The sequence below is a fragment of the Tenacibaculum finnmarkense genomovar ulcerans genome (genome assembly GCF_900239495.1).
GTDB lineage: Bacteria > Bacteroidota > Bacteroidia > Flavobacteriales > Flavobacteriaceae > Polaribacter > Polaribacter ulcerans.
This window is the reverse complement of record NZ_OENE01000023.1, coordinates 63936-82107: the sequence shown is the minus strand read 5'-3', so window position 1 is coordinate 82107 and position 18172 is coordinate 63936. Positions and strand designations below refer to the sequence as shown.

At 30.8% G+C, this 18172-nt stretch carries 22 protein-coding genes and 3 tRNA genes; 16 read left to right on the top strand and 9 right to left on the bottom strand.

The window, feature by feature from the left end:
* Positions 1 to 43 precede the first annotated feature (43 nt).
* The 3 genes from DPIF8902391_RS07900 to DPIF8902391_RS07890 all read right to left on the bottom strand — a co-directional run bounded on the left by DPIF8902391_RS07900 (position 44) and on the right by DPIF8902391_RS07890 (position 403).
* A tRNA-Leu gene (locus DPIF8902391_RS07900) sits at positions 44 to 127 on the bottom strand.
* Between the two features lie 70 nt (positions 128 to 197).
* Positions 198 to 281, bottom strand: a tRNA-Leu gene (locus DPIF8902391_RS07895).
* A 50-nt stretch (positions 282 to 331) separates the two neighbouring features.
* Positions 332 to 403, bottom strand: a tRNA-Gly gene (locus DPIF8902391_RS07890).
* A gap of 180 nt (positions 404 to 583) precedes the next feature.
* On the opposite strand from DPIF8902391_RS07890, the gene cyoE reads away from it, so the two are divergent.
* The 10 genes from cyoE to tsaB all read left to right on the top strand — a co-directional run bounded on the left by cyoE (position 584) and on the right by tsaB (position 7970).
* Positions 584 to 1486, top strand: coding sequence for a heme o synthase (gene cyoE / locus DPIF8902391_RS07885; RefSeq protein ID WP_172505501.1), 903 nt, complete (start codon positions 584 to 586; stop codon positions 1484 to 1486).
* Positions 1487 to 1491: 5 nt separating this feature from the next.
* Entirely contained in the window at positions 1492 to 2076 is a 585-nt protein-coding gene (locus DPIF8902391_RS07880; protein ID WP_101914969.1) for a cytochrome c oxidase subunit 3, read from the top strand.
* 56 nt (positions 2077 to 2132) lie between these two features.
* Positions 2133 to 3146, top strand: a complete 1014-nt coding sequence (locus DPIF8902391_RS07875; RefSeq protein ID WP_172505500.1) for a cytochrome c oxidase subunit 3 — start codon at positions 2133 to 2135, stop codon at positions 3144 to 3146.
* Between the two features lie 18 nt (positions 3147 to 3164).
* Entirely contained in the window at positions 3165 to 3503 is a 339-nt protein-coding gene (locus tag DPIF8902391_RS07870) for a cytochrome C oxidase subunit IV family protein (RefSeq protein WP_058885949.1), read from the top strand.
* 76 nt (positions 3504 to 3579) lie between these two features.
* Positions 3580 to 4260 (top strand): hypothetical protein, encoded by a 681-nt coding sequence (locus DPIF8902391_RS07865; RefSeq protein WP_172505499.1) that lies wholly within the window; start codon positions 3580 to 3582, stop codon positions 4258 to 4260.
* Entirely contained in the window at positions 4247 to 4894 is a 648-nt protein-coding gene (locus DPIF8902391_RS07860; protein WP_172505498.1) for an SCO family protein, read from the top strand. The genes DPIF8902391_RS07865 and DPIF8902391_RS07860 overlap by 14 nt, the downstream gene beginning before the upstream one ends.
* A gap of 14 nt (positions 4895 to 4908) precedes the next feature.
* Entirely contained in the window at positions 4909 to 5430 is a 522-nt protein-coding gene (locus DPIF8902391_RS07855) for a DUF420 domain-containing protein (protein WP_058885946.1), read from the top strand.
* Positions 5423 to 5638 carry a hypothetical protein gene (locus DPIF8902391_RS07850; RefSeq protein ID WP_058885945.1) on the top strand — a complete coding sequence of 72 codons (216 nt, stop codon included), beginning with the start codon at positions 5423 to 5425 and terminating at the stop codon, positions 5636 to 5638. Before DPIF8902391_RS07855 ends, DPIF8902391_RS07850 begins: the two co-directional genes overlap by 8 nt.
* 212 nt (positions 5639 to 5850) lie before the next feature.
* Positions 5851 to 7185, top strand: a complete 1335-nt coding sequence (locus tag DPIF8902391_RS07845) for a TolC family protein (protein WP_058885944.1) — start codon at positions 5851 to 5853, stop codon at positions 7183 to 7185.
* Positions 7186 to 7292: 107 nt separating this feature from the next.
* On the top strand, positions 7293 to 7970 hold the full coding sequence (gene tsaB / locus DPIF8902391_RS07840) for a tRNA (adenosine(37)-N6)-threonylcarbamoyltransferase complex dimerization subunit type 1 TsaB (protein ID WP_172505497.1): 678 nt from the start codon (positions 7293 to 7295) through the stop codon (positions 7968 to 7970).
* Here tsaB and DPIF8902391_RS07835 read toward each other — a convergent pair.
* Positions 7967 to 8773 carry a mechanosensitive ion channel family protein gene (locus DPIF8902391_RS07835; RefSeq protein WP_101906896.1) on the bottom strand — a complete coding sequence of 269 codons (807 nt, stop codon included), beginning with the start codon at positions 8771 to 8773 and terminating at the stop codon, positions 7967 to 7969. The genes tsaB and DPIF8902391_RS07835 overlap by 4 nt on opposite strands.
* A 486-nt stretch (positions 8774 to 9259) precedes the next feature.
* A complete protein-coding gene (locus DPIF8902391_RS07830) occupies positions 9260 to 9460 on the bottom strand; it encodes a dodecin family protein (RefSeq protein WP_058885941.1) in 201 nt (66 codons plus the stop codon).
* Between the two features lie 182 nt (positions 9461 to 9642).
* Here DPIF8902391_RS07830 and DPIF8902391_RS07825 point away from each other — a divergent pair, with 182 nt between their 5' ends.
* Positions 9643 to 9990 (top strand): toxin-antitoxin system YwqK family antitoxin, encoded by a 348-nt coding sequence (locus tag DPIF8902391_RS07825; protein WP_058886316.1) that lies wholly within the window; start codon positions 9643 to 9645, stop codon positions 9988 to 9990.
* Positions 9991 to 10086: 96 nt separating this feature from the next.
* Here the strand turns inward: DPIF8902391_RS07825 and DPIF8902391_RS07820 are convergent, their stop codons facing one another.
* On the bottom strand, positions 10087 to 10722 hold the full coding sequence (locus DPIF8902391_RS07820; protein ID WP_058885940.1) for a ribonuclease H1 domain-containing protein: 636 nt from the start codon (positions 10720 to 10722) through the stop codon (positions 10087 to 10089).
* Positions 10723 to 10731: 9 nt separating this feature from the next.
* Positions 10732 to 11319, bottom strand: coding sequence for a phosphoribosylglycinamide formyltransferase (gene purN / locus DPIF8902391_RS07815; RefSeq protein WP_172505496.1), 588 nt, complete (start codon positions 11317 to 11319; stop codon positions 10732 to 10734).
* A gap of 178 nt (positions 11320 to 11497) precedes the next feature.
* Here purN and DPIF8902391_RS07810 point away from each other — a divergent pair, with 178 nt between their 5' ends.
* The 5 genes from DPIF8902391_RS07810 to pyk all read left to right on the top strand — a co-directional run bounded on the left by DPIF8902391_RS07810 (position 11498) and on the right by pyk (position 15730).
* Positions 11498 to 11734, top strand: coding sequence for an acyl carrier protein (locus DPIF8902391_RS07810; RefSeq protein ID WP_058885938.1), 237 nt, complete (start codon positions 11498 to 11500; stop codon positions 11732 to 11734).
* A 17-nt stretch (positions 11735 to 11751) separates the two neighbouring features.
* On the top strand, positions 11752 to 13002 hold the full coding sequence (gene fabF / locus DPIF8902391_RS07805; RefSeq protein ID WP_058885937.1) for a beta-ketoacyl-ACP synthase II: 1251 nt from the start codon (positions 11752 to 11754) through the stop codon (positions 13000 to 13002).
* A 6-nt stretch (positions 13003 to 13008) separates the two neighbouring features.
* A complete protein-coding gene (rnc, locus tag DPIF8902391_RS07800) occupies positions 13009 to 13746 on the top strand; it encodes a ribonuclease III (protein ID WP_058885936.1) in 738 nt (245 codons plus the stop codon).
* Positions 13747 to 13828: 82 nt separating this feature from the next.
* Complete coding sequence (locus tag DPIF8902391_RS07795) at positions 13829 to 14299, top strand: IPExxxVDY family protein (RefSeq protein WP_058885935.1); 471 nt, start codon at positions 13829 to 13831, stop codon at positions 14297 to 14299.
* 3 nt (positions 14300 to 14302) lie between these two features.
* Positions 14303 to 15730 (top strand): pyruvate kinase, encoded by a 1428-nt coding sequence (pyk, locus tag DPIF8902391_RS07790; RefSeq protein ID WP_058885934.1) that lies wholly within the window; start codon positions 14303 to 14305, stop codon positions 15728 to 15730.
* 54 nt (positions 15731 to 15784) lie between these two features.
* Here the strand turns inward: pyk and DPIF8902391_RS07785 are convergent, their stop codons facing one another.
* Together DPIF8902391_RS07785 and DPIF8902391_RS07780 are read right to left on the bottom strand one after the other, a co-directional pair.
* Positions 15785 to 16135: a hypothetical protein gene (locus DPIF8902391_RS07785; protein WP_058885933.1), complete on the bottom strand. Its 351-nt coding sequence runs from the start codon at positions 16133 to 16135 to the stop codon at positions 15785 to 15787.
* A gap of 104 nt (positions 16136 to 16239) precedes the next feature.
* Positions 16240 to 18072, bottom strand: a complete 1833-nt coding sequence (locus DPIF8902391_RS07780; RefSeq protein ID WP_172505495.1) for a hypothetical protein — start codon at positions 18070 to 18072, stop codon at positions 16240 to 16242.
* Positions 18073 to 18172 lie beyond the last annotated feature (100 nt).

Genomic DNA, 18172 nt, shown 5'->3' with positions numbered 1-18172 from the left:
AAAGACAATAAAAAAGCCTTAACAAATAAATGTTAAGGCTTAGTACTGAAGGCGGGACTTGAACCCGCACGACCCAAGGGTCATTGGATTTTAAGTCCAACGTGTCTACCAATTCCACCACTTCAGCAAGTGGATTTTTATATTTAATTTTTTGACTCTTTCTTAAAATAAACCTCGCTAATAAAAGCGAGGCTTAGTACTGAAGGCGGGACTTGAACCCGCACGGCCCAAAGGCCATTGGATTTTAAGTCCAACGTGTCTACCAATTCCACCACTTCAGCGTGTTTGATTGTAATCAATCAAATTGGAATATTTTTTAAGAAAGTCTCAGAGCGAAAGACGGGATTTGAACCCGCGACCCCCACCTTGGCAAGGTGATGCTCTACCCCTGAGCTACTTTCGCGTAGTCAAAAATTATTTTAAAGATCGTTTGCATGTGTTGCAATGCGGGTGCAAATCTACAACCTTTTATTAGATAAAAAAAACTTTTTTCATTTTTTTTTAAAATATTTCAATTAGCCCCCTTTTTTATGGTCGTTAAGTAAGAAAGAAATATCTTTGCAAAAATAAAATAACCATCGCATTGAATTCAAAATCACCCGTACATAATAAAGTATCTTTAAAATCATTGTTCAATGATTTTAAACAATTAACCAAAGTAGGTTTGTCTATAAGTGTTGTTTTTACTTCTATTACTGGGTACTTATTAGGGGCTGAAACAATCGATTATACCATTGTACTTTTACTAGCCTTTGGAGGTTATTTAATGGTAGGAGCGTCAAATGCTTTTAATCAAGTAATTGAAAAAGATATTGATGCTTTAATGCAGCGTACTAAAGATCGTCCTTTACCAGCAGGCAGAATGAGTACAACTGTAGCATTAACTATTGCGATTATTTTTACCATAGTCGGTATTGGTGTTTTATACGCCATTGATCCTAAATGCGCTTTGTTTGGAGCGGTCTCTATTTTTTTATACACCAGTGCTTACACGCCTTTAAAAGCCGTAACACCTTTGGCTGTATTTGTAGGTGCGATTCCTGGAGCGATTCCTTTTATGTTAGGTTGGGTTGCTGCAACAGGTCATTTTGGTATTGAAGCAGGATTTTTATTTATGATTCAGTTTTTCTGGCAATTTCCTCATTTTTGGGCAATTGGTTGGTTGCAATTTGAAGAGTATAATAAAGCAGGCTTACACATGCTTCCTATGGATAAAAAAGACAAAGGAGCAGTTATCCAAATAATTTTTTATACCTGTATTATGATTTTAATGTCGGTAGCACCGGTGTTAAAAGTAACAGGTAACTTTTATATTTATCCATTAACCGCTGTAATAGTATCATTATTAGGAGTGTTAATGTTGTATTATGCTTTTCAATTATATAAATCAGAAAAAAATACTGACGCACGAAAATTAATGTTAGCCAGTGTTTTTTATATAACAATCGTACCTATAATTTATGTGGTCGATAAATTTTTACACTAATAAAAATGAGCGCACAAACTTTACAAGAAGAATTAAGGGCTGGTAAAAGAAAATCAGCTAAACCAATGTTATGGATTTCGATGATTAGTATGGCTATGTTTTTTGCCGGGCTGACAAGTGCTTACGTGGTAAGTCAGAAACGAGATGATTGGGTTACTTTTGATTTGCCACAAGCATTTTACATCAGTACCGTTTTAATTATACTAAGTAGTATTACCTTAATAATATCGCAATTATTATTAAAAAAAGATAATTTAAAAGCATCGTTGCTCTTTTTGTTGGCAACTTTAGTCTTAGGAATTGGTTTTGTATGGTTCCAATATGTAGGTTTTAATGAATTAAGAGCTGTAGGTTTATTTTTTACAGGACCTGAAAGTACCGTTTCTACCTCGTTTGTTTTAGGGATAACATTCATGCATATTTTACACCTTTTAGCGGGTATAATTGTACTGTTAGTCGTTATTTATAATCATTTTAAAAAGAAATATTCATCAGCTGATACGCTTGGCTTTGAGTTAGGTGGAATCTTCTGGCATTTTGTAGATATTTTATGGATTTATCTATTTTTCTTTTTCTATTTCATAAGATGATGAAAATTGCGTAATTTTGGCACACTGTTTTAACAAAAATTAACAAAAAAAGATTTATGGAAGCAAATATTGCTGTAAATTCTGACAAGAAAGAAGCCTGGGGCGGCGGTGGTGAAAAACCATTTGGTGCTACTTATGGTAAAATGATGATGTGGTTTTTCATCGTTTCAGATGCGTTAACCTTTTCAGGTTTTTTAGCCGCTTATGGATTAACTCGTTTTAAATTTATTGATTCATGGCCAATCGCCGATGAAGTGTTTACTCACTTTCCGGGCTTACATGGTGTGCATGCACCGATGTATTATGTAGCCTTAATGACATTTATTTTAATCATATCATCAGTAACAATGGTGTTAGCGGTTGATGCGGGTCATCAAAAGAAAAAAAATAAAGTTGCTTGGTATATGTTTGCAACGATCATTTTCGGAATTATTTTCGTAGGATCACAAGCATGGGAGTGGAAAAACTTTATCAACGGTTCTTATGGAGCTGTTAAAACGACTAACAATCATATTTTGCAATTTGCAAAACAAGATGGTGTTGATGCTGAAGGAAATCCTAAATATCATCAAATAGCTTTAGCTGATTTTGTACACGCGCAAAGAAAAGATGATAGAATTCAGCACACACGTGAAAACGGGTTGTGGTTTGAAAAAGAAGCAACAGTTTCTGAGTATTCAGTAGCACAAATTCAAGAAGCTTTTAAAGCAGATCCTTCTTTATTAATAAGAACGGAAAAATTAGACCTTGCTACAAAGCAAAAAATAGTTTTATCAAGAGCTGAAAGTTTAGCTAAATTACCTTTAATAACCAAGGTTGTTGAAGGAGCTAATTTACATGAAAATGAATATGGGAATCCTATTTTTGCAGATTTCTTTTTCTTTATTACAGGTTTCCACGGTTTTCACGTATTATCAGGAATTATCTTAAATATTATTATATTTTTCAATGTAGTTTTAGGTACTTACGAACGTAGAGGACACTATGAAATGGTTGAAAAAGTAGGTTTATATTGGCACTTTGTAGATTTAGTTTGGGTATTTGTATTCACCTTTTTCTATTTAGTATAATTAAAAAACGATATTAAAATGGGTCACGCACACGAATCAAATAAAAAAAGAATCTGGATTGTTTTAGCAATTTTAACAATGCTGACAACTGTAGAAGTAATACTAGGTATTATTAAGCCAGATTCATTACATTTAAACGGAGTAGGTACTAGTTGGTTAAACTGGATTTTCATCATTTTAACCCTTGTTAAAGCATATTATATTGCTTGGGCATTTATGCACTTAGAAGGCGAAAAAACATGGTTTAGAAGATCAATTGTTTGGACAGCGGTATTTTTAGTTTCTTATTTACTATTTATTATTTTAATAGAAGGTAATTATTTACATGAAACATTAGCGCCATTAGTAAAATGGTAATCAAATAAAATTTTTAGAAAAAAGGTGGTTTTAACCACCTTTTTTTGACTTTAATTAGAACTGAATTAGATTTAAAATGAAAAATTTTAAAAAATTTACGGTATTATTTGCACTATTTATAGTGCCATTATTGTTTTATATATTACTACAATTAGGAACGCATAATTTTGGAAAGTTACCAATCGTATCTAAAAGTGTTATCGATATTTCGCTAATTGATAAAAGTATTTCTTTTGACAGAAGAGTATCGGTAGTTACTTTTTTAGGAAACGACATCGCCTTGGCAAAAGGAGAAGTGTATAACTTAAAGGAAAAAATTTACAATAAGTTTTCTAATTATGTAAGTTTTCAAATGATTTCTTTGGTTGATAAAAGCCAGAAAGAAGAAATAGAAGCTCTGAAAAAAATGCTAAGTGTTAATACTGATTTAAGCAGGTGGGATTTTATTTTTGCTTCATCCGAAGAAATGCAAGCCTTACACGAAAGCTTTAAGACTCCAAATCTTTTAGATAAAAATATTCATTCACCAAAAGCCTATATTATTGATAAAGAACTTAATTTAAGAAGAGGTAAATCAACCATTAAGAGTTTAGAAAACGAAAATTTATTTGGTTATACGATGAGTTCTGTAGCCGAACTTAAAAATGATATGATTGATGATATCAGCGTTGTTTTAGTCGAATATAAAATGGCATTGAAAAAGAATAATAGTAGTGACGACCGAAGAAAAAACAGTATTTCAAATGAAAAAAAATAACTATTCATACGTTGGAATTTCGTTTATAATTTTATTATTTGGTATTTATTCGGTACCAAAAATTGTAAAACATTTTCAAACTTCCGATTTACATACTTTTAATAAAGTACCAAGTTTTGAGTTTATCAATCAAAATGGTAAAACAATTAGCAACAAAGATTTTGAAAATAAAGTATATGTTGTAGAGTTTTTCTTTGCTAGTTGCCCAAGTATTTGCCCTATAATGAATGCTCAAATGGTTACGATTCAAAATGAATTTATAGGGAATCCTAACTTCGGAATTGCTTCTTTTTCGATTACTCCCGAAATTGATAGCCCAAGGCAATTAAAACAATATGCACTTCAAAATGGCATTAATCATAAAAACTGGCATTTATTAACAGGTAAATCTGAAGATGTTGTGTATGATTTATCGAATAAAGGATTTAAACTATTTGTAGGAAAAGGAGAAGTTTCGCACGGAGGTTTTGAACATTCAGGCTTGTTTGCTTTGGTCGATAAAAACGGAAATATCCGCTCTCGTTATGACGAACACGCAAATCCTATTATGTATTATCGAGCCTTAGATGAACACGGTTTTGGAAATCAAATTAAAGAATTAAAACAAGATATTAAGTTATTATTAAAGGAATAATTTAAACAAGTATTATGAATACAAAAGAACAAAAATATAAAAAATTAATCAGCATTGTATCTATTGTAATTCCAATAGCTGTGGCGGCATTGTTTGGAATTAAAATTCCTAATGTTGAGCCATTATCGTTTTTACCACCAATATATGCGAGTATAAACGGACTAACCGCTGTATTATTAATAGCATCAGTAATTGCGATTAAAAAAGGAAATAAAAAATTACACGAACAGCTAAATACTACAGCAATTGCTTGTTCGGCACTGTTTTTAGTACTGTATGTGGCATATCATATGACTTCAGATTCTACCTCATTTGGAGGGCAAGGAATTGTGAAATATATCTATTTATTTATTCTGATAACACATATTATATTATCAATAATTGTAATTCCTTTTGTATTGATTACCTTTATGAGAGCTCGCTTAGGTGATTTTCCTGAACATAAAAAAATAGCAAAAATTACGTTTCCTTTATGGCTATATGTTGCTGTAACAGGTGTAATTGTGTATTTAATGATATCTCCATATTATGTATAAAAAACTTTTAATAATTTTAGTATTAATTATTTCTGCGGATGTAAATGCCCAATGCGCCATGTGTAAAGCAGTTGTAGAAGGCGGAAATGAAACCATTGCCGAGGGCGTTAATAACGGAATTACCTATTTAATGATATTTCCTTATATTTTAGTAGGAGTATTATTTTACTTTATCTATAAACATAAAAAATCATCAAAAAAGTATTAAAAAATGAACACTCTAAATAAGAGTGTTTTTTTTTGTAACATATATCCATTTTAGTCGTCTTATAAAAAAAGAAAACACTGGTTTTTTCATTATACTTAAAAATAAAAAAGAAGCCTGTTTAAAAACGCATCGTTTAGTAATCAATAACTTAGTAATTTCATTTTATTGATGATTTCTTTGAATTAGCTAACTATATATTAAAAACATTCGTCTTGAAAACAAAAATTGTAATACTCGCCGCTTTATTTACTTCGATAGCTGGTTTTTCTCAAAAACAATGGACACTAAAACAATGTGTTAATCACGCATTAGAAAATAATATTACTATTAAACAAAATAAGCTACAAATTAAATTAGCTGAAAAAGATACAGAAATAGCAAAAGGTAATTTTTTACCCAACCTAAACGGTTCTGCAAGTACCAACTTAGGTTTTGGTTCTACTTTACATCCTGTTACAAGAAATTTAGTGTCACAAAATACCTTTGGAAACTCATATAGTTTAAATACAGGGGTAACAATTTTTAATGGTTTTAGAAATTTAAACACTTTAAAACAAGCGAAATTAGGTGTTCAAGCACGTAAATTAGAGGTAGCCAAAATAACCAATGATATTTCTTTAAACGTTGTAAATTACTATTTAAATGTACTGTTTGCAAAAGAAAACTTAAAGGTCGCTAAGGTGCAATCTGAAATTAGTAAAAATCAAACAGCACAAGCAACTATAAAATTTGAGGCAGGTGCAATACCAAAAACTGACTTATTAAATGCAAAAGCAACTGCTGCTAATGACCAACAAAAGTTAGTGCTACAAGAAAACACCTTAAACTTAGCCTTGTTAAATTTAAAGCAAGTATTGCAAGTTTCTAGCCCTAATTTTGATGTAGCAGCTATAAAAATTGACGCACCATCTGCTGCTTTATTGTATGATTCGGCGCAAATTGTTTACAGCAAAGCGCTTACAAACAGACCTGAAATAGCCAATGCTAAATTGAATATTAAAAATGCAGATTTAAGCATTGAAATGGCAAAAGGAGCATATTTACCAACACTAACAGCCTCAGCAAATGCCGCCACAAATTTTGGGCATAGTTTTGATTTACTTCCAGGGCAAAAACCCAACACTTACTTTTTTAAACAATTAAAAGATAATTTAGGCTATGGTATTGGACTTTCATTAAATGTGCCTTTATTCAATCGTTTTCAAACTAAAAATAGGGTTGCAAAAGCTGCAATTAACAAAGAACAAAGTACTTTTAATTTACAAAGCAAACAATTACAATTAGAACAAGAAATAACAACGTCATTTTTAGAAGCCAAAGCAGCAGCAAAAACATTTGAAGTAGCAAAAATATCATTAGAAGCACAACAAGAAGCCTTTAAAAATGCACAAGTAGGTTATAATTACGGATCAATAACACAATTTGATTTTGACCAAGTACGCAATAGGTTGGTAACAGCTCAAGGCGTAATGATTCGCTCTAAATACGATTATGTGTTTAAAACAAAAGTCTTAAAATTCTATTTTGGAGAAGCTATTGTTGATTAATAATCACATTATTTTATACTAAAAAACGGCGTTATGTAAAAACTAACGCCATTTTTTGTTTATAATGTATCTTTGCAAAAAATTTGTAATAAATAAATAGATTTCAATTGGCAATAATTTTAAATATAGAAACAGCAACCAAAAATTGTTCGGTATGCTTAGCAGAAAATGGCGAAATTATCGCTATTAGAGAATTAAACGACGGTAATTACTCTCATGCAGAAAAATTACATCCATTTATTCAAGAACTTTTAACCCAAGCAAAGATAACAGCTCCTAATATTGATGCCGTAGCGGTTAGTAAAGGACCAGGTTCATACACAGGGCTTCGCATTGGTGTTTCGGCAGCAAAAGGAATTTGTTTTGCCATAGATAAACCGTTGATTTCTATTGAAACATTAAATTCATTAGCACATAGTATTTCTGTAGATCAGGGTTTAATTGTACCGATGTTAGACGCTCGAAGAATGGAAGTATATTCAGCAGTTTACAACTCAAAATATGAAGATGTACGTGAAATTCAAGCTCAAATTATTGATGAAAACTCTTTTAAAGAAGAATTAGCACAAGGAAACGTTTATTTCTTAGGCGATGGAGCAGCCAAATGTAAAGAAGTATTACAGCATGATAACGCTATTTTTATTGAAGATAAATTTCCGTCGGCAACACAAATGGCAGTATTAAGTGAGGCTAAATACAAAAAAAACGACATCGAAGATGTCGCTTATTTTGAACCTTTTTATTTAAAAGATTTTGTTGCTGGTGTTGAAAAAAAGAAAGTTTAAGCTTCTTTTTGAATTTCAACAGCATGTGGATAAGGAATTTCAATTCCAGCCTTGTCTAATGCTATTTTCATATTTTCAATAATATAAAAATGAGCCGTCCAATAATCGGCAGATTTCACCCAAGTTCTTGTGGTAAAATTAACAGAACTATCTGCTAATTCACTAACCATAACAGCAGGTTCAGGATTTTTCAAAGCATAAGGAGTATTGTTTAAAACACTTAACAATACCTCTTTTGTTTGTTTGATATCAGCATCATAAGAAACGCCAAAAACCAAATCAACACGCCTGTTTTCTTCCGAAGAATAATTAACAATATTTCCGTTAGATAATATCCCGTTAGGAACAATTACTTCTTTATTATCAACAGTATTTAATTTTGTTGTAAAAATTTGAATCTCTTTAACAGTACCTTGTTCACCTTGGGCTTCAATATAGTCACCAATTTTAAAAGGCTTAAAAACCATAATTAATGCACCACCTGCAAAGTTAGATAAAGCACCTTGTAATGCCATACCAATAGCCAAACCTAAAGCGGCGATAATTGCTGCAAAAGAGGTTGTTTCTATCCCTAATTGACCTGCAACAGTAACGAATAAAAATATTTTTAAACCCCAGCCAATTAAACTAGCTAAAAAACCTTGTAAAGAGGCGTCTAAATTACGTTTTAGCATTAATTGATTTACTGCTTTTGTTACAATTTTAATAACCCAAAGCCCTACAAATAAAAGAATTAATGCCGAAATTACTTTTGGGCCAAATTCAAATAAAAGGTCTTTTAATTTTAGGATGTTTTGTTCCATTTTATGATTTTTTAAATTAGAGTGTAAAAGTAAAGTATAAATTTAAAAATATCTGTAAAATTTATTTAAATGAAAAAATAAATATACGACACTAAAACTCTAAAAATAGGAACTATATAAAGGTATTTAGAGTTTTGTTTTGTTGTTTTATTTTGAAGCAATTTCCCGCTTTCCGCACTCGCTTTTTTTATTTTTTCAAAAAGAAAAATAAAAAAGAGCTCAAACAAATGCTTCAATCGGGGCTAGGCATTGTTACTAATCGTCAACTATTTTACAAAATAGCTTGTATCTTCTTTTAAAAAAGAGGCGCAATTGTATTCAGGTTCACATCCTTATTTTCCGTAAGTTTTTAGCTTTTTTTTGATGATTCTTGTCAATTTGAGTGTTTTCTTGAAGCTATTTTGATTCTATGTGTTTGTTTTTTTGCTAAAAAAAAGCAGTTTTGCTTTCACAAAACCGCTTTTATAATAGTAAATGTTTATAAAATTACTTTACTTCAAAAGTAATCTTTAAGTTGACTCTAAATTCGGTAACATCATCTCCATCAACCACTGCACTTTGCGATTGTACAAATACCGATTTAATATTTTTTACCGATTTAGAAGCTTGTTTTACTGCTTTTCTTGTTGCTTCTTCCCAGCTTTTATCAGAATTAGATAAAACCTCAATAACTTTCATAACTGCCATATTATTTTTGTTTAAAATAGTTAATACGCTGTGAATATAGTGATTATAAAATAAATTTAAGAATTAAATAATACGACAGAAAACCCCAATGTTAAATTAATGTTACGTAAATGGTTGTTTTATGTAAATTTTTTTGTATATTTGTAATATCGAAAGAGAATATTAATTTAAAAAAAACATACATGAAAAAATTTATATTAGTTGTTTGCATATTATCTATATCATTATTGCAAGCTCAGGGTACAGAAACAACGTTTGAAAAAGAAAATGATTTAGTAAAAGCTACTTACTTTCATGAAAATGGTCAAGTAAAAGAACAAGGCTTTTTTAAAGATAAAAAATTAACAGGAACTTGGATTTCTTTTAATGAAAAAGGCATTAAAACTACGATTGCACATTATGAAGCAGGAAAAAAAGTAGGGAAATGGTTTATGTGGAAAGAAGATGGTTTAAAAGAAATTGACTACAATAATAATGTTATTGCAAGTGTTCAAACCTGGAAAGAGGAAACAAAAATGGCTATTAAATAGTTTTCAATAGCTATAGTGTGTTAACAATAATTTCTTATTGTTAATAAATTGGAAATAACCAAGTACAAATTTGTACTTGGTTATTTTTTTGTTATTTTATTTCCTGCCAAAATCGGCAGGTATTTCACCCCAAGCCTTGGTTTCCCATTTTAATATTGGGTTGTTATAGGTATTTTCTTTGAGCCATTTTTCGGCGCGTTTTATTAAAGCTAGCACATCATTATTGCTAGGGTCAAAAACAATATTGGTTCTGCATTGTTTTTTTTGAACCCAACTCATCGCTGTTCTAGAATCAGAATAAATAGGGTAGGTGTCCATTTTTTTATTCTTTAAAAGAGCAATTCCGTGTACTAAAGCTAAAAATTCACCAATATTATTGGTGCCTTTTTTAAAAGGACCTAACCTAAAAATTTCTTTTTTGCTTTTTGTTAAAACACCCCTGTATTCCATTGCACCGGGGTTTCCTGAACAAGCTGCATCTACTGAAATACTTTCTAAATTTGGTATTCCGTAGCTTGCTTTTTCTTTATCAGATAAAATAACTTTTTTGGTGTCTTTTCCTTTATAGTCATCGTAACTTTTGGTAAAAGCGATTTCGGCTTGTTTTTGATCGATAAAAGCCTTGTATTGGGCTCCTTGAAAATTGGTGATGTGCTTTTTACAAACATTCCAGGAAGTAAAAACTCCTGTTTTTTGACCTTTCCAAACGACGTAATATTTTTTTTTAGCCATTTTTTGATATTACTTCTTCAAGTCTTCTTCAATAATTTTTTCAATGACCTGTTCAATAACTTGAGGAAAATTATCCTGCTCTAAAATATGAATTTTAGCGGCTATATCATCCGAAGAATCCGAAGGAATTAAAGCTGTTTTTGCCTGAAAAATAATAGCCCCTTCATCGTAATTTTCATTTACATAATGAATGGTAATACCTGTTTCAGCCTCCTTATTTTCTTTAACTGCCTTATGAACATTATTCCCATACATGCCTTTTCCACCGTATTTTGGCAGTAAAGCAGGGTGAATATTGATGATTTTATTAGGAAAAGCAGCAACTATTTTAGCAGGAATACGCCATAAAAAACCGGCAAGTACAATTATGTCAGCTTCTGCTTGTAAAAAAGATAAAACAGTGTCATCTTCTGTAAAACTCTCTTTATCAAACAATGACGCGTCAATTTGTAGGCGTTCACACCTGTCAAAAACTTTGGCATGTTCATTGTTAGATAGTACATGAGTAACGGTGGCGGTTGTACTTTTTTGAAAGTATTTAATAATATTTTCGGCATTACTACCCGAACCTGAAGCAAAAATTACAATACGTTTCATGTTAAATTTGATTATTTTGTTACTACAAAAAAAAGAATAATTATTAACAACGACGGTGTTTGTAGCAAAAGATTTAGAATTATTTTTATATAAAACATCACATTTTTGTGCAAAAGTTAGTATTAATAGTTAAGATTTGTATTTTTGCCTCGACTTTAAATTTAAAAACAAACAAATTATGTCAGACATAGCATCAAGAGTAAAAGCAATTATCGTAGATAAATTAGGAGTAGACGATAACGAAGTAGCTAACGAAGCAAGCTTCACAAATGATTTAGGAGCAGATTCATTAGATACTGTTGAATTAATCATGGAATTCGAAAAAGAATTTGATATCCAAATTCCAGACGATCAAGCAGAAAACATTGGAACTGTTGGACAAGCAGTTAGCTATATTGAAGAAGCTAAAAAATAATTTTATATAAAATTCATATGCAATTAAAACGAGTTGTAGTAACTGGACTTGGCGCATTAACGCCAATAGGAAATAATAAAGAAGAATATTGGAATAGCTTAGTTAACGGAGTTAGCGGAGCAGCGCCTATAACGTATTTCGATGCTGCCAAGTTCAAAACTCGTTTTGCATGTGAGTTAAAAAACTTTACGGTAACAGATTTCATTAACAGGAAAGATGCCCGTAAAATGGATCGCTTTACCCAATATGCAATGGTTGCTTCTGATGAAGCTATTACCGATTCAAAATTAAACCTAGACCAAATTAATAAGTTTAGAGTAGGTGTAATTTGGGGAGCTGGTATTGGAGGTTTAGAAACCTTTCAAAACGAAGCGATGAATTTTGGTGCTGGAGACGGTACACCAAGGTTTAATCCATTTTTTATCCCTAAAATGATTGCTGATATCGCACCAGGGCATATTTCTATTAAAAATGGATTTATGGGACCTAATTATACAACGGTATCTGCTTGTGCATCATCGGCAAATGCAATGATCGACGCCTTAAACTATATCCGATTAGGACACTGTGACGTTATTGTAACAGGTGGTAGTGAAGCTGCAATTACATACGCAGGTGTTGGAGGTTTTAACGCAATGCATGCACTTTCAACAAACAATGAAAACGCAACATCGGCATCAAAACCTTTTGATAGCCAACGTGACGGTTTTGTTTTAGGTGAAGGAGCAGGCGCAATTGTTTTAGAAGAGTACGAACACGCAAAAGCTCGTGGAGCTAAAATTTACGCAGAAGTTTTAGGTGGAGGTATGTCGTCAGACGCTTACCACATGACTGCACCACATCCTGAAGGAATTGGTGTTATTGCTGTAATGAAAAACTGTTTAGAAAATGCCGGTTTAAAACCAGAAGATGTTGACCATATTAATACACATGGTACTTCTACGCCATTAGGAGATGTTGCCGAATTAAAGGCTATTTCTAAGGTTTTTGGTGAGCATGCTAAGAATATCAATATTAATTCAACAAAATCAATGACAGGGCATTTGTTAGGTGCAGCTGGTGCTATTGAATCTATTGCGGCTATATTAGCAATGGAACACGGCATTATCCCGCCAACAATTAACCATGTTAATGTTGATGAAAATATTAATCCTGAATTAAATTTAACGCTAAATAAACCTCAAAAAAGAGACGTAAAAGTTGCCATGAGTAATACGTTTGGTTTTGGAGGTCATAACGCTTGTGTCGTTTTTAGAAAATTAGATTAATAATATATGAATTTTCTTCGTAGAATAGTTAAGCCCCAAAATAAAGAGGATGAAATTTTTTACTACGAGTTAAAAAAACTGCTTAATTTTAAGCCAGTAAAGCTTTCTCATTATAAAAAAGCCTTTACACACAGGTCTTTAAAATTAGTAGATAAAAAAGGACGTCCTATTAATTATGAACGTTTAGAGTTTTTGGGTGATGCAATTTTAGGATCTGTAATGGCATCTTATTTATACAAAAAAGCACCTGAAGGCGATGAAGGTTATTTAACACAAATGCGCTCTAAAGTTGTGAGTAGAGAGCATTTGAATACTTTAGGGAAAGACTTAAATTTAATCCGTTTTGTAAAAAGTAATGTTGCGCCAGAACATATAAGCAATAACCTTTATGGTAATATTTTTGAAGCTTTAATTGGCGCTATTTATTTAGATAGAGGCTATAATTATTGCCTTGAGTTTATTTATAAAGAAGTGGTATTGCCCTATGTTAATCTTGAACGATTAGAGGGCAAAATATCTAGTTACAAAGGATATGTTATTGAGTGGTGTCAAAAAAACAAGAAAAAGTATAAATTTGAATCTTTTGAAGATTCAGGAAACCAAGCGAAAAAACACTTTAGTGTAACACTTCATATTAACGATAAAGTTACTGGAAAAGGAAGGGCTACTTCAAAAAAGAAAGCGGAAGAAATAGCCGCAAAAAGAGCTTATTTTGCACTGCAAACACAAATGGAAAAATCTTAACATAACCAGGTAAAGGTTTTCTTGAAATTCACATTATATTTAGATACATTCAGTAATTTAGCCATAAGCAAATAATTGTTTTATGGTTACTTATACATTAAATATTAATGAATTATCTATTAATGACTATACATTAATAGGTGTTCAAACAGTACTAGATGAATATAAACTAGCCTACTTACTAAATAAAAACTTAGGTACAAAGTTTAGTAAAGCAGTTTATAATTTAGACTTCACAGAAAAAAATCATACATTTCTTTATGCTGTATATGAATATAAAGATACAGCATTAGGCTATGATTGGTTTTTAATAACCAACACTTACAGGCCTACTGATAAAACAGAAATAACAACTATTTTTAATAAAAATAACGTTGTTAAATATCTTGTTCCAGAAAAAAAAAGAATAGATTATTTTTTAAAAATAGAAAGTGGTTTTGATACTGAACAGATTGTGAAAACAATTGAAAAAATAAATAAAATACCTCAAATTATAACCTCATACGAAGTAGAGGTTGAATCCTTAAAGTCGAAAGATTTTTTAATATTTTAAATTATGCCACACAACAAAAAAACAAAAATTGTAGCAACCTTAGGGCCTGCAATTAATACGAAAGAAATTTTAGCTGAAATGGCAGCTGCTGGAGTGAATGTTTTTAGAGTTAATTTTTCACATGCCGATTATGATAACGTAAAAGATCGTATTCGTGAAATCAGAGAAATTAACGAAGAAAAAGGTTATAACCTGGCAATTTTAGCCGATTTACAAGGTCCTAAATTACGCGTAGGTGTTATGAATGACCATATTGAGTTAAAAGAAGGTGCTGCTTTTACCTTTACAACCCAAGAATGTATTGGTACAAACGAAAAAGCATTTATGACCTATCAACGTTTTCCTAAAGATGTAAAAGCAGGAGAACATATTTTAGTAGATGATGGAAAATTATTATTTGAAGTAGTTTCTACAGATAAAGACAAAGAAGTAGTTACCAAAGTACTTGTAGGCGGTGTTTTAAGTTCAAAAAAAGGAGTTAATTTACCAAATACGAACATTTCATTACCGGCCTTAACAGAAAAAGATAAAAAAGATGCAATTTTCGCTTTACAACAAGAGGTAGATTGGATTGCGTTATCATTTGTTAGAAATCCTGAAGATTTAAGAATGTTACGCGATTTAATAGCTCAAAATTCTACGTATAGAGTTCCTGTAATAGCTAAAATTGAAAAACCAGAAGCTGTTGAAAATATCGATGCTTTAATTCCTTATTGTGATGGATTAATGGTAGCGCGTGGTGATTTAGGTGTAGAAGTGCCAATGCAAGATGTTCCATTAATTCAAAAAATGTTGGTTCGAAGAGCTAAGCAAGCAAGAATTCCTGTAATTATTGCTACCCAAATGATGGAAACCATGATTGAAAATGCGGTTCCAACAAGGGCAGAGGTAAACGATGTTGCAAATTCAATTATGGATGGAGCAGATGCTGTAATGCTTTCTGGTGAAACATCTGTAGGAAAACACCCATTAAAAGTGATCAAAAAGATGACGGAAATTATTGGAAGTGTCGAGTTTTCAAACCTAATAGAAGTACCACAAGAAGCACCACATATTCGTACCAATAGATTTATTACAAAATCAGTATGTCATCACGCTGCTTTAATGGCAGACGATATGAAAGCATCAGCAATTACAACCTTAACAAATAGTGGTTATACCGCTTTTCAGGTTTCTGCATGGCGACCAAAATCGCATGTATTAGCTTTTTCATCAGAAAAAAGAATCCTTGGTAAATTAAATTTATTATGGGGTGTTCGTGCTTTTTATTACGATAGAGATTTAAGTACTGATGATACCTTAGAGGATATCAATGAAATAGCCAAAACAAAAGGTTTTGTAAAACCAGGCGATTTTATGATTAATTTATCGTCAATGCCTGTACAAGCAAAAGGAATGGTAAATACTTTGCGTGTATCTCAAATAGCATAGTTTTTTAATAATAGTATTAAAAAAGCGTTTTACTACTAAAGTAAAACGCTTTTTTTAATCTTGTTTAACTAATAAATAAAGTTCGTTTTCGAGTACTAAATATCCTTGGTCATATACATAAAAATAGGTATTTCCTGTTTTTGTAGTATATATTGATGTAATAAATTTAAAGTCAAATCCTTTGTCAAATAATGTGCGCCTGCTCACTTTTGTTTTCCCTGAAATATTTAGTTCACTTAGTGTTTTATAGTTTTTTCGCAAGCGATTATTCGTGTTTCTAATCAGGTTTTTACTCTGTTTATTAACCTTGTTATTATAGGCATTTCTACAATAATCAGAACAGAATTTTTTATCAATTCGACCGATAACCTTGTTTTCACATTCTAAGCATTTTTTATATTCCATAAGGTCTCGTATATTTATAAGTTGATGTTACAAAATAGTGTATTCTTAGAAGTATTACAACATTAGAACTTCTCAAAATAATTTTTAAATAAAAGAATATCCTTTTAAAATTCTGAAAATCGTAATGCTTTACCATCGTTAAAAAAAAGATACATTTTGCTATTAATTTTTTTTAAATATTCTAATTGTAAATTATTAGTACTATCTATTTCTTCTATTGGTAAATTTGAATACACGCATTTTTCATTAATAAGTTTTTTGTTATTGTCAAATTCTCGATACGTTATTTGGTATAAATAAGTTGTTCTATGAGTACTTACGATACCAAAGCCATTTTTATTTTTGACTATGATTGAAGAATATTTATTGTAATGGTGATTTACTGGGATAAATTGTTCGTTTACTTTTTTTAAATCAAGACTGTATGTCCATATATTAATTTTTGGATTTTTACCACTATTATAATAGTCGTCATCTTGGTTAATAAACTGAATTAAATTAGAAGATTGAATAGCCGTAAATTTATCTTGAATTTTTGATGAAACTTTACTTAGACTTATATTATTTAAATCGCTATTCATTTTTATAATATAATAATTAGTATGACTTCCAAAGGCGGTAATAAAATATTGACTAGTATTACTTCCGTAGTTTAATCTAGCAATTGAACTGTTTTTTTTATCATATTTAATATCAACTCTTTTTGTAAGCTCGGTAATACTTTTTATCGCTGTGGTTTCTCCGTTTTTAGTCTTTAGACTTACGATGTAAATTTCTTTTGTATCTTCTGTTTGAAACGTAAAAAACATATTAGTAAGATTTGTATAAGTTTGGTCAATAGGAGGTCTTTTTTTGTTTTTAGTGAATTTAGGAGGAAGAATATCCTTTTTAGAAACCAAATCATAGTTATCAGTTGCTGTATTTAGTTTATAATGAAACCATTTGAAATGCTTATTTATTAAATATAAGTGATCATTATTACTTTCAATTGCTTTAATGCCATTAGGGATATTTTTGGGATTAAATTTTCTTTTAAACTCTTTTCCTTGCTCAAGGTCAAAAGCTAAAATTTGTTTGTTTTGATACTTTTTGTAGTTAGGATTTACTTCTATTCGTAAAATTTGATTATTACTTGAATTAAGATTAAATTTTGCTGGGTCTCTAAAGTTGTTATTGAAATATGAAGGTTTATTCCAGTTTTTTGAGTTGCAGTCTTTCAGTGTTTTAAGTTCGGTATTTATGGTGTTTTCAAACCATTCTTGCCACTGTTTTTTAGTCCAATTATCTCTATCGATTTCCCTAAATAAATTTGCGACATAATGTAATTGTTGCTTTGCTAAATGGGAAATTGATTTTTTATAAAAAACAGATTTTGATTCAAATTCTCTTAGATATTTACCTGTTATCCCACAATTCCTAGAGCTAGTTTTAATGACGACTTCTTTTGGGTTATCAATATTTTCGATCCATTCTTTGGTGTAGGTTAGTTTATGCTGATTGCCTTTTACCTGCCTGTATTCAATGGTATCTTTGATTGTTGTGATTTTAAAAAACTCCTTGTTTATATCGTTTGAAATTATATCGTTTTTAATGCAGTAAACAAACGGATTATCAGGAGTGAGTTGGCATACTTTTAGATTAAGAATTTTGCCTTTGCTATCATTAAATTCATACCCATGTTTTGAGGGAATTATTACTAAATATTTTCTCTCGTATTTTATTGCATCTTCTTCTGTAAGCATTAAAATAAACCCATATTCAGGCAAAACAAAATGTCCTTTTGTCTTTATAAATAATACTCTTTGAACTTCTTTACTAATATATAAAGTACTGTTTTGTTCCATAAATTTTCCAGAAACAGCAACTACTTTCTCTTGAGCAGAAAGATTTCTTAAACAACTAAATAAAATTAAAGTAAAAACTATTTTTATATTCATTTTACATTAGTTATAGCGTTTATATATAAGATTAGTTGCGTGTTTTAAGCAATAAAGTTAGTAAATAAATCACGGATAGAAAGTCTGCAAGGACTTTCGT

What these genes read in the sequence shown, in the direction of transcription:
- DPIF8902391_RS07880 (WP_101914969.1), top strand. Translation starts at nt 1,492, where the DNA reads ATGAGCGCACAAACTTTACAAGAAGAATTAAGGGCTGGTAAAAGAAAA.
- DPIF8902391_RS07875 (WP_172505500.1), top strand. Translation starts at nt 2,133, where the DNA reads ATGGAAGCAAATATTGCTGTAAATTCTGACAAGAAAGAAGCCTGGGGC.
- DPIF8902391_RS07870 (WP_058885949.1), top strand. Translation starts at nt 3,165, where the DNA reads ATGGGTCACGCACACGAATCAAATAAAAAAAGAATCTGGATTGTTTTA.
- DPIF8902391_RS07865 (WP_172505499.1), top strand. Translation starts at nt 3,580, where the DNA reads ATGAAAAATTTTAAAAAATTTACGGTATTATTTGCACTATTTATAGTG.
- DPIF8902391_RS07860 (WP_172505498.1), top strand. Translation starts at nt 4,247, where the DNA reads ATGAAAAAAAATAACTATTCATACGTTGGAATTTCGTTTATAATTTTA.
- DPIF8902391_RS07855 (WP_058885946.1), top strand. Translation starts at nt 4,909, where the DNA reads ATGAATACAAAAGAACAAAAATATAAAAAATTAATCAGCATTGTATCT.
- DPIF8902391_RS07850 (WP_058885945.1), top strand. Translation starts at nt 5,423, where the DNA reads ATGTATAAAAAACTTTTAATAATTTTAGTATTAATTATTTCTGCGGAT.
- DPIF8902391_RS07835 (WP_101906896.1), bottom strand. Translation starts at nt 8,773, where the DNA reads ATGGAACAAAACATCCTAAAATTAAAAGACCTTTTATTTGAATTTGGC.
- DPIF8902391_RS07830 (WP_058885941.1), bottom strand. Translation starts at nt 9,460, where the DNA reads ATGGCAGTTATGAAAGTTATTGAGGTTTTATCTAATTCTGATAAAAGC.
- DPIF8902391_RS07825 (WP_058886316.1), top strand. Translation starts at nt 9,643, where the DNA reads ATGAAAAAATTTATATTAGTTGTTTGCATATTATCTATATCATTATTG.
- DPIF8902391_RS07820 (WP_058885940.1), bottom strand. Translation starts at nt 10,722, where the DNA reads ATGGCTAAAAAAAAATATTACGTCGTTTGGAAAGGTCAAAAAACAGGA.
- purN (WP_172505496.1), bottom strand. Translation starts at nt 11,319, where the DNA reads ATGAAACGTATTGTAATTTTTGCTTCAGGTTCGGGTAGTAATGCCGAA.
- DPIF8902391_RS07810 (WP_058885938.1), top strand. Translation starts at nt 11,498, where the DNA reads ATGTCAGACATAGCATCAAGAGTAAAAGCAATTATCGTAGATAAATTA.
- fabF (WP_058885937.1), top strand. Translation starts at nt 11,752, where the DNA reads ATGCAATTAAAACGAGTTGTAGTAACTGGACTTGGCGCATTAACGCCA.
- rnc (WP_058885936.1), top strand. Translation starts at nt 13,009, where the DNA reads ATGAATTTTCTTCGTAGAATAGTTAAGCCCCAAAATAAAGAGGATGAA.
- DPIF8902391_RS07795 (WP_058885935.1), top strand. Translation starts at nt 13,829, where the DNA reads ATGGTTACTTATACATTAAATATTAATGAATTATCTATTAATGACTAT.
- pyk (WP_058885934.1), top strand. Translation starts at nt 14,303, where the DNA reads ATGCCACACAACAAAAAAACAAAAATTGTAGCAACCTTAGGGCCTGCA.
- DPIF8902391_RS07785 (WP_058885933.1), bottom strand. Translation starts at nt 16,135, where the DNA reads ATGGAATATAAAAAATGCTTAGAATGTGAAAACAAGGTTATCGGTCGA.
- DPIF8902391_RS07780 (WP_172505495.1), bottom strand. Translation starts at nt 18,072, where the DNA reads ATGAATATAAAAATAGTTTTTACTTTAATTTTATTTAGTTGTTTAAGA.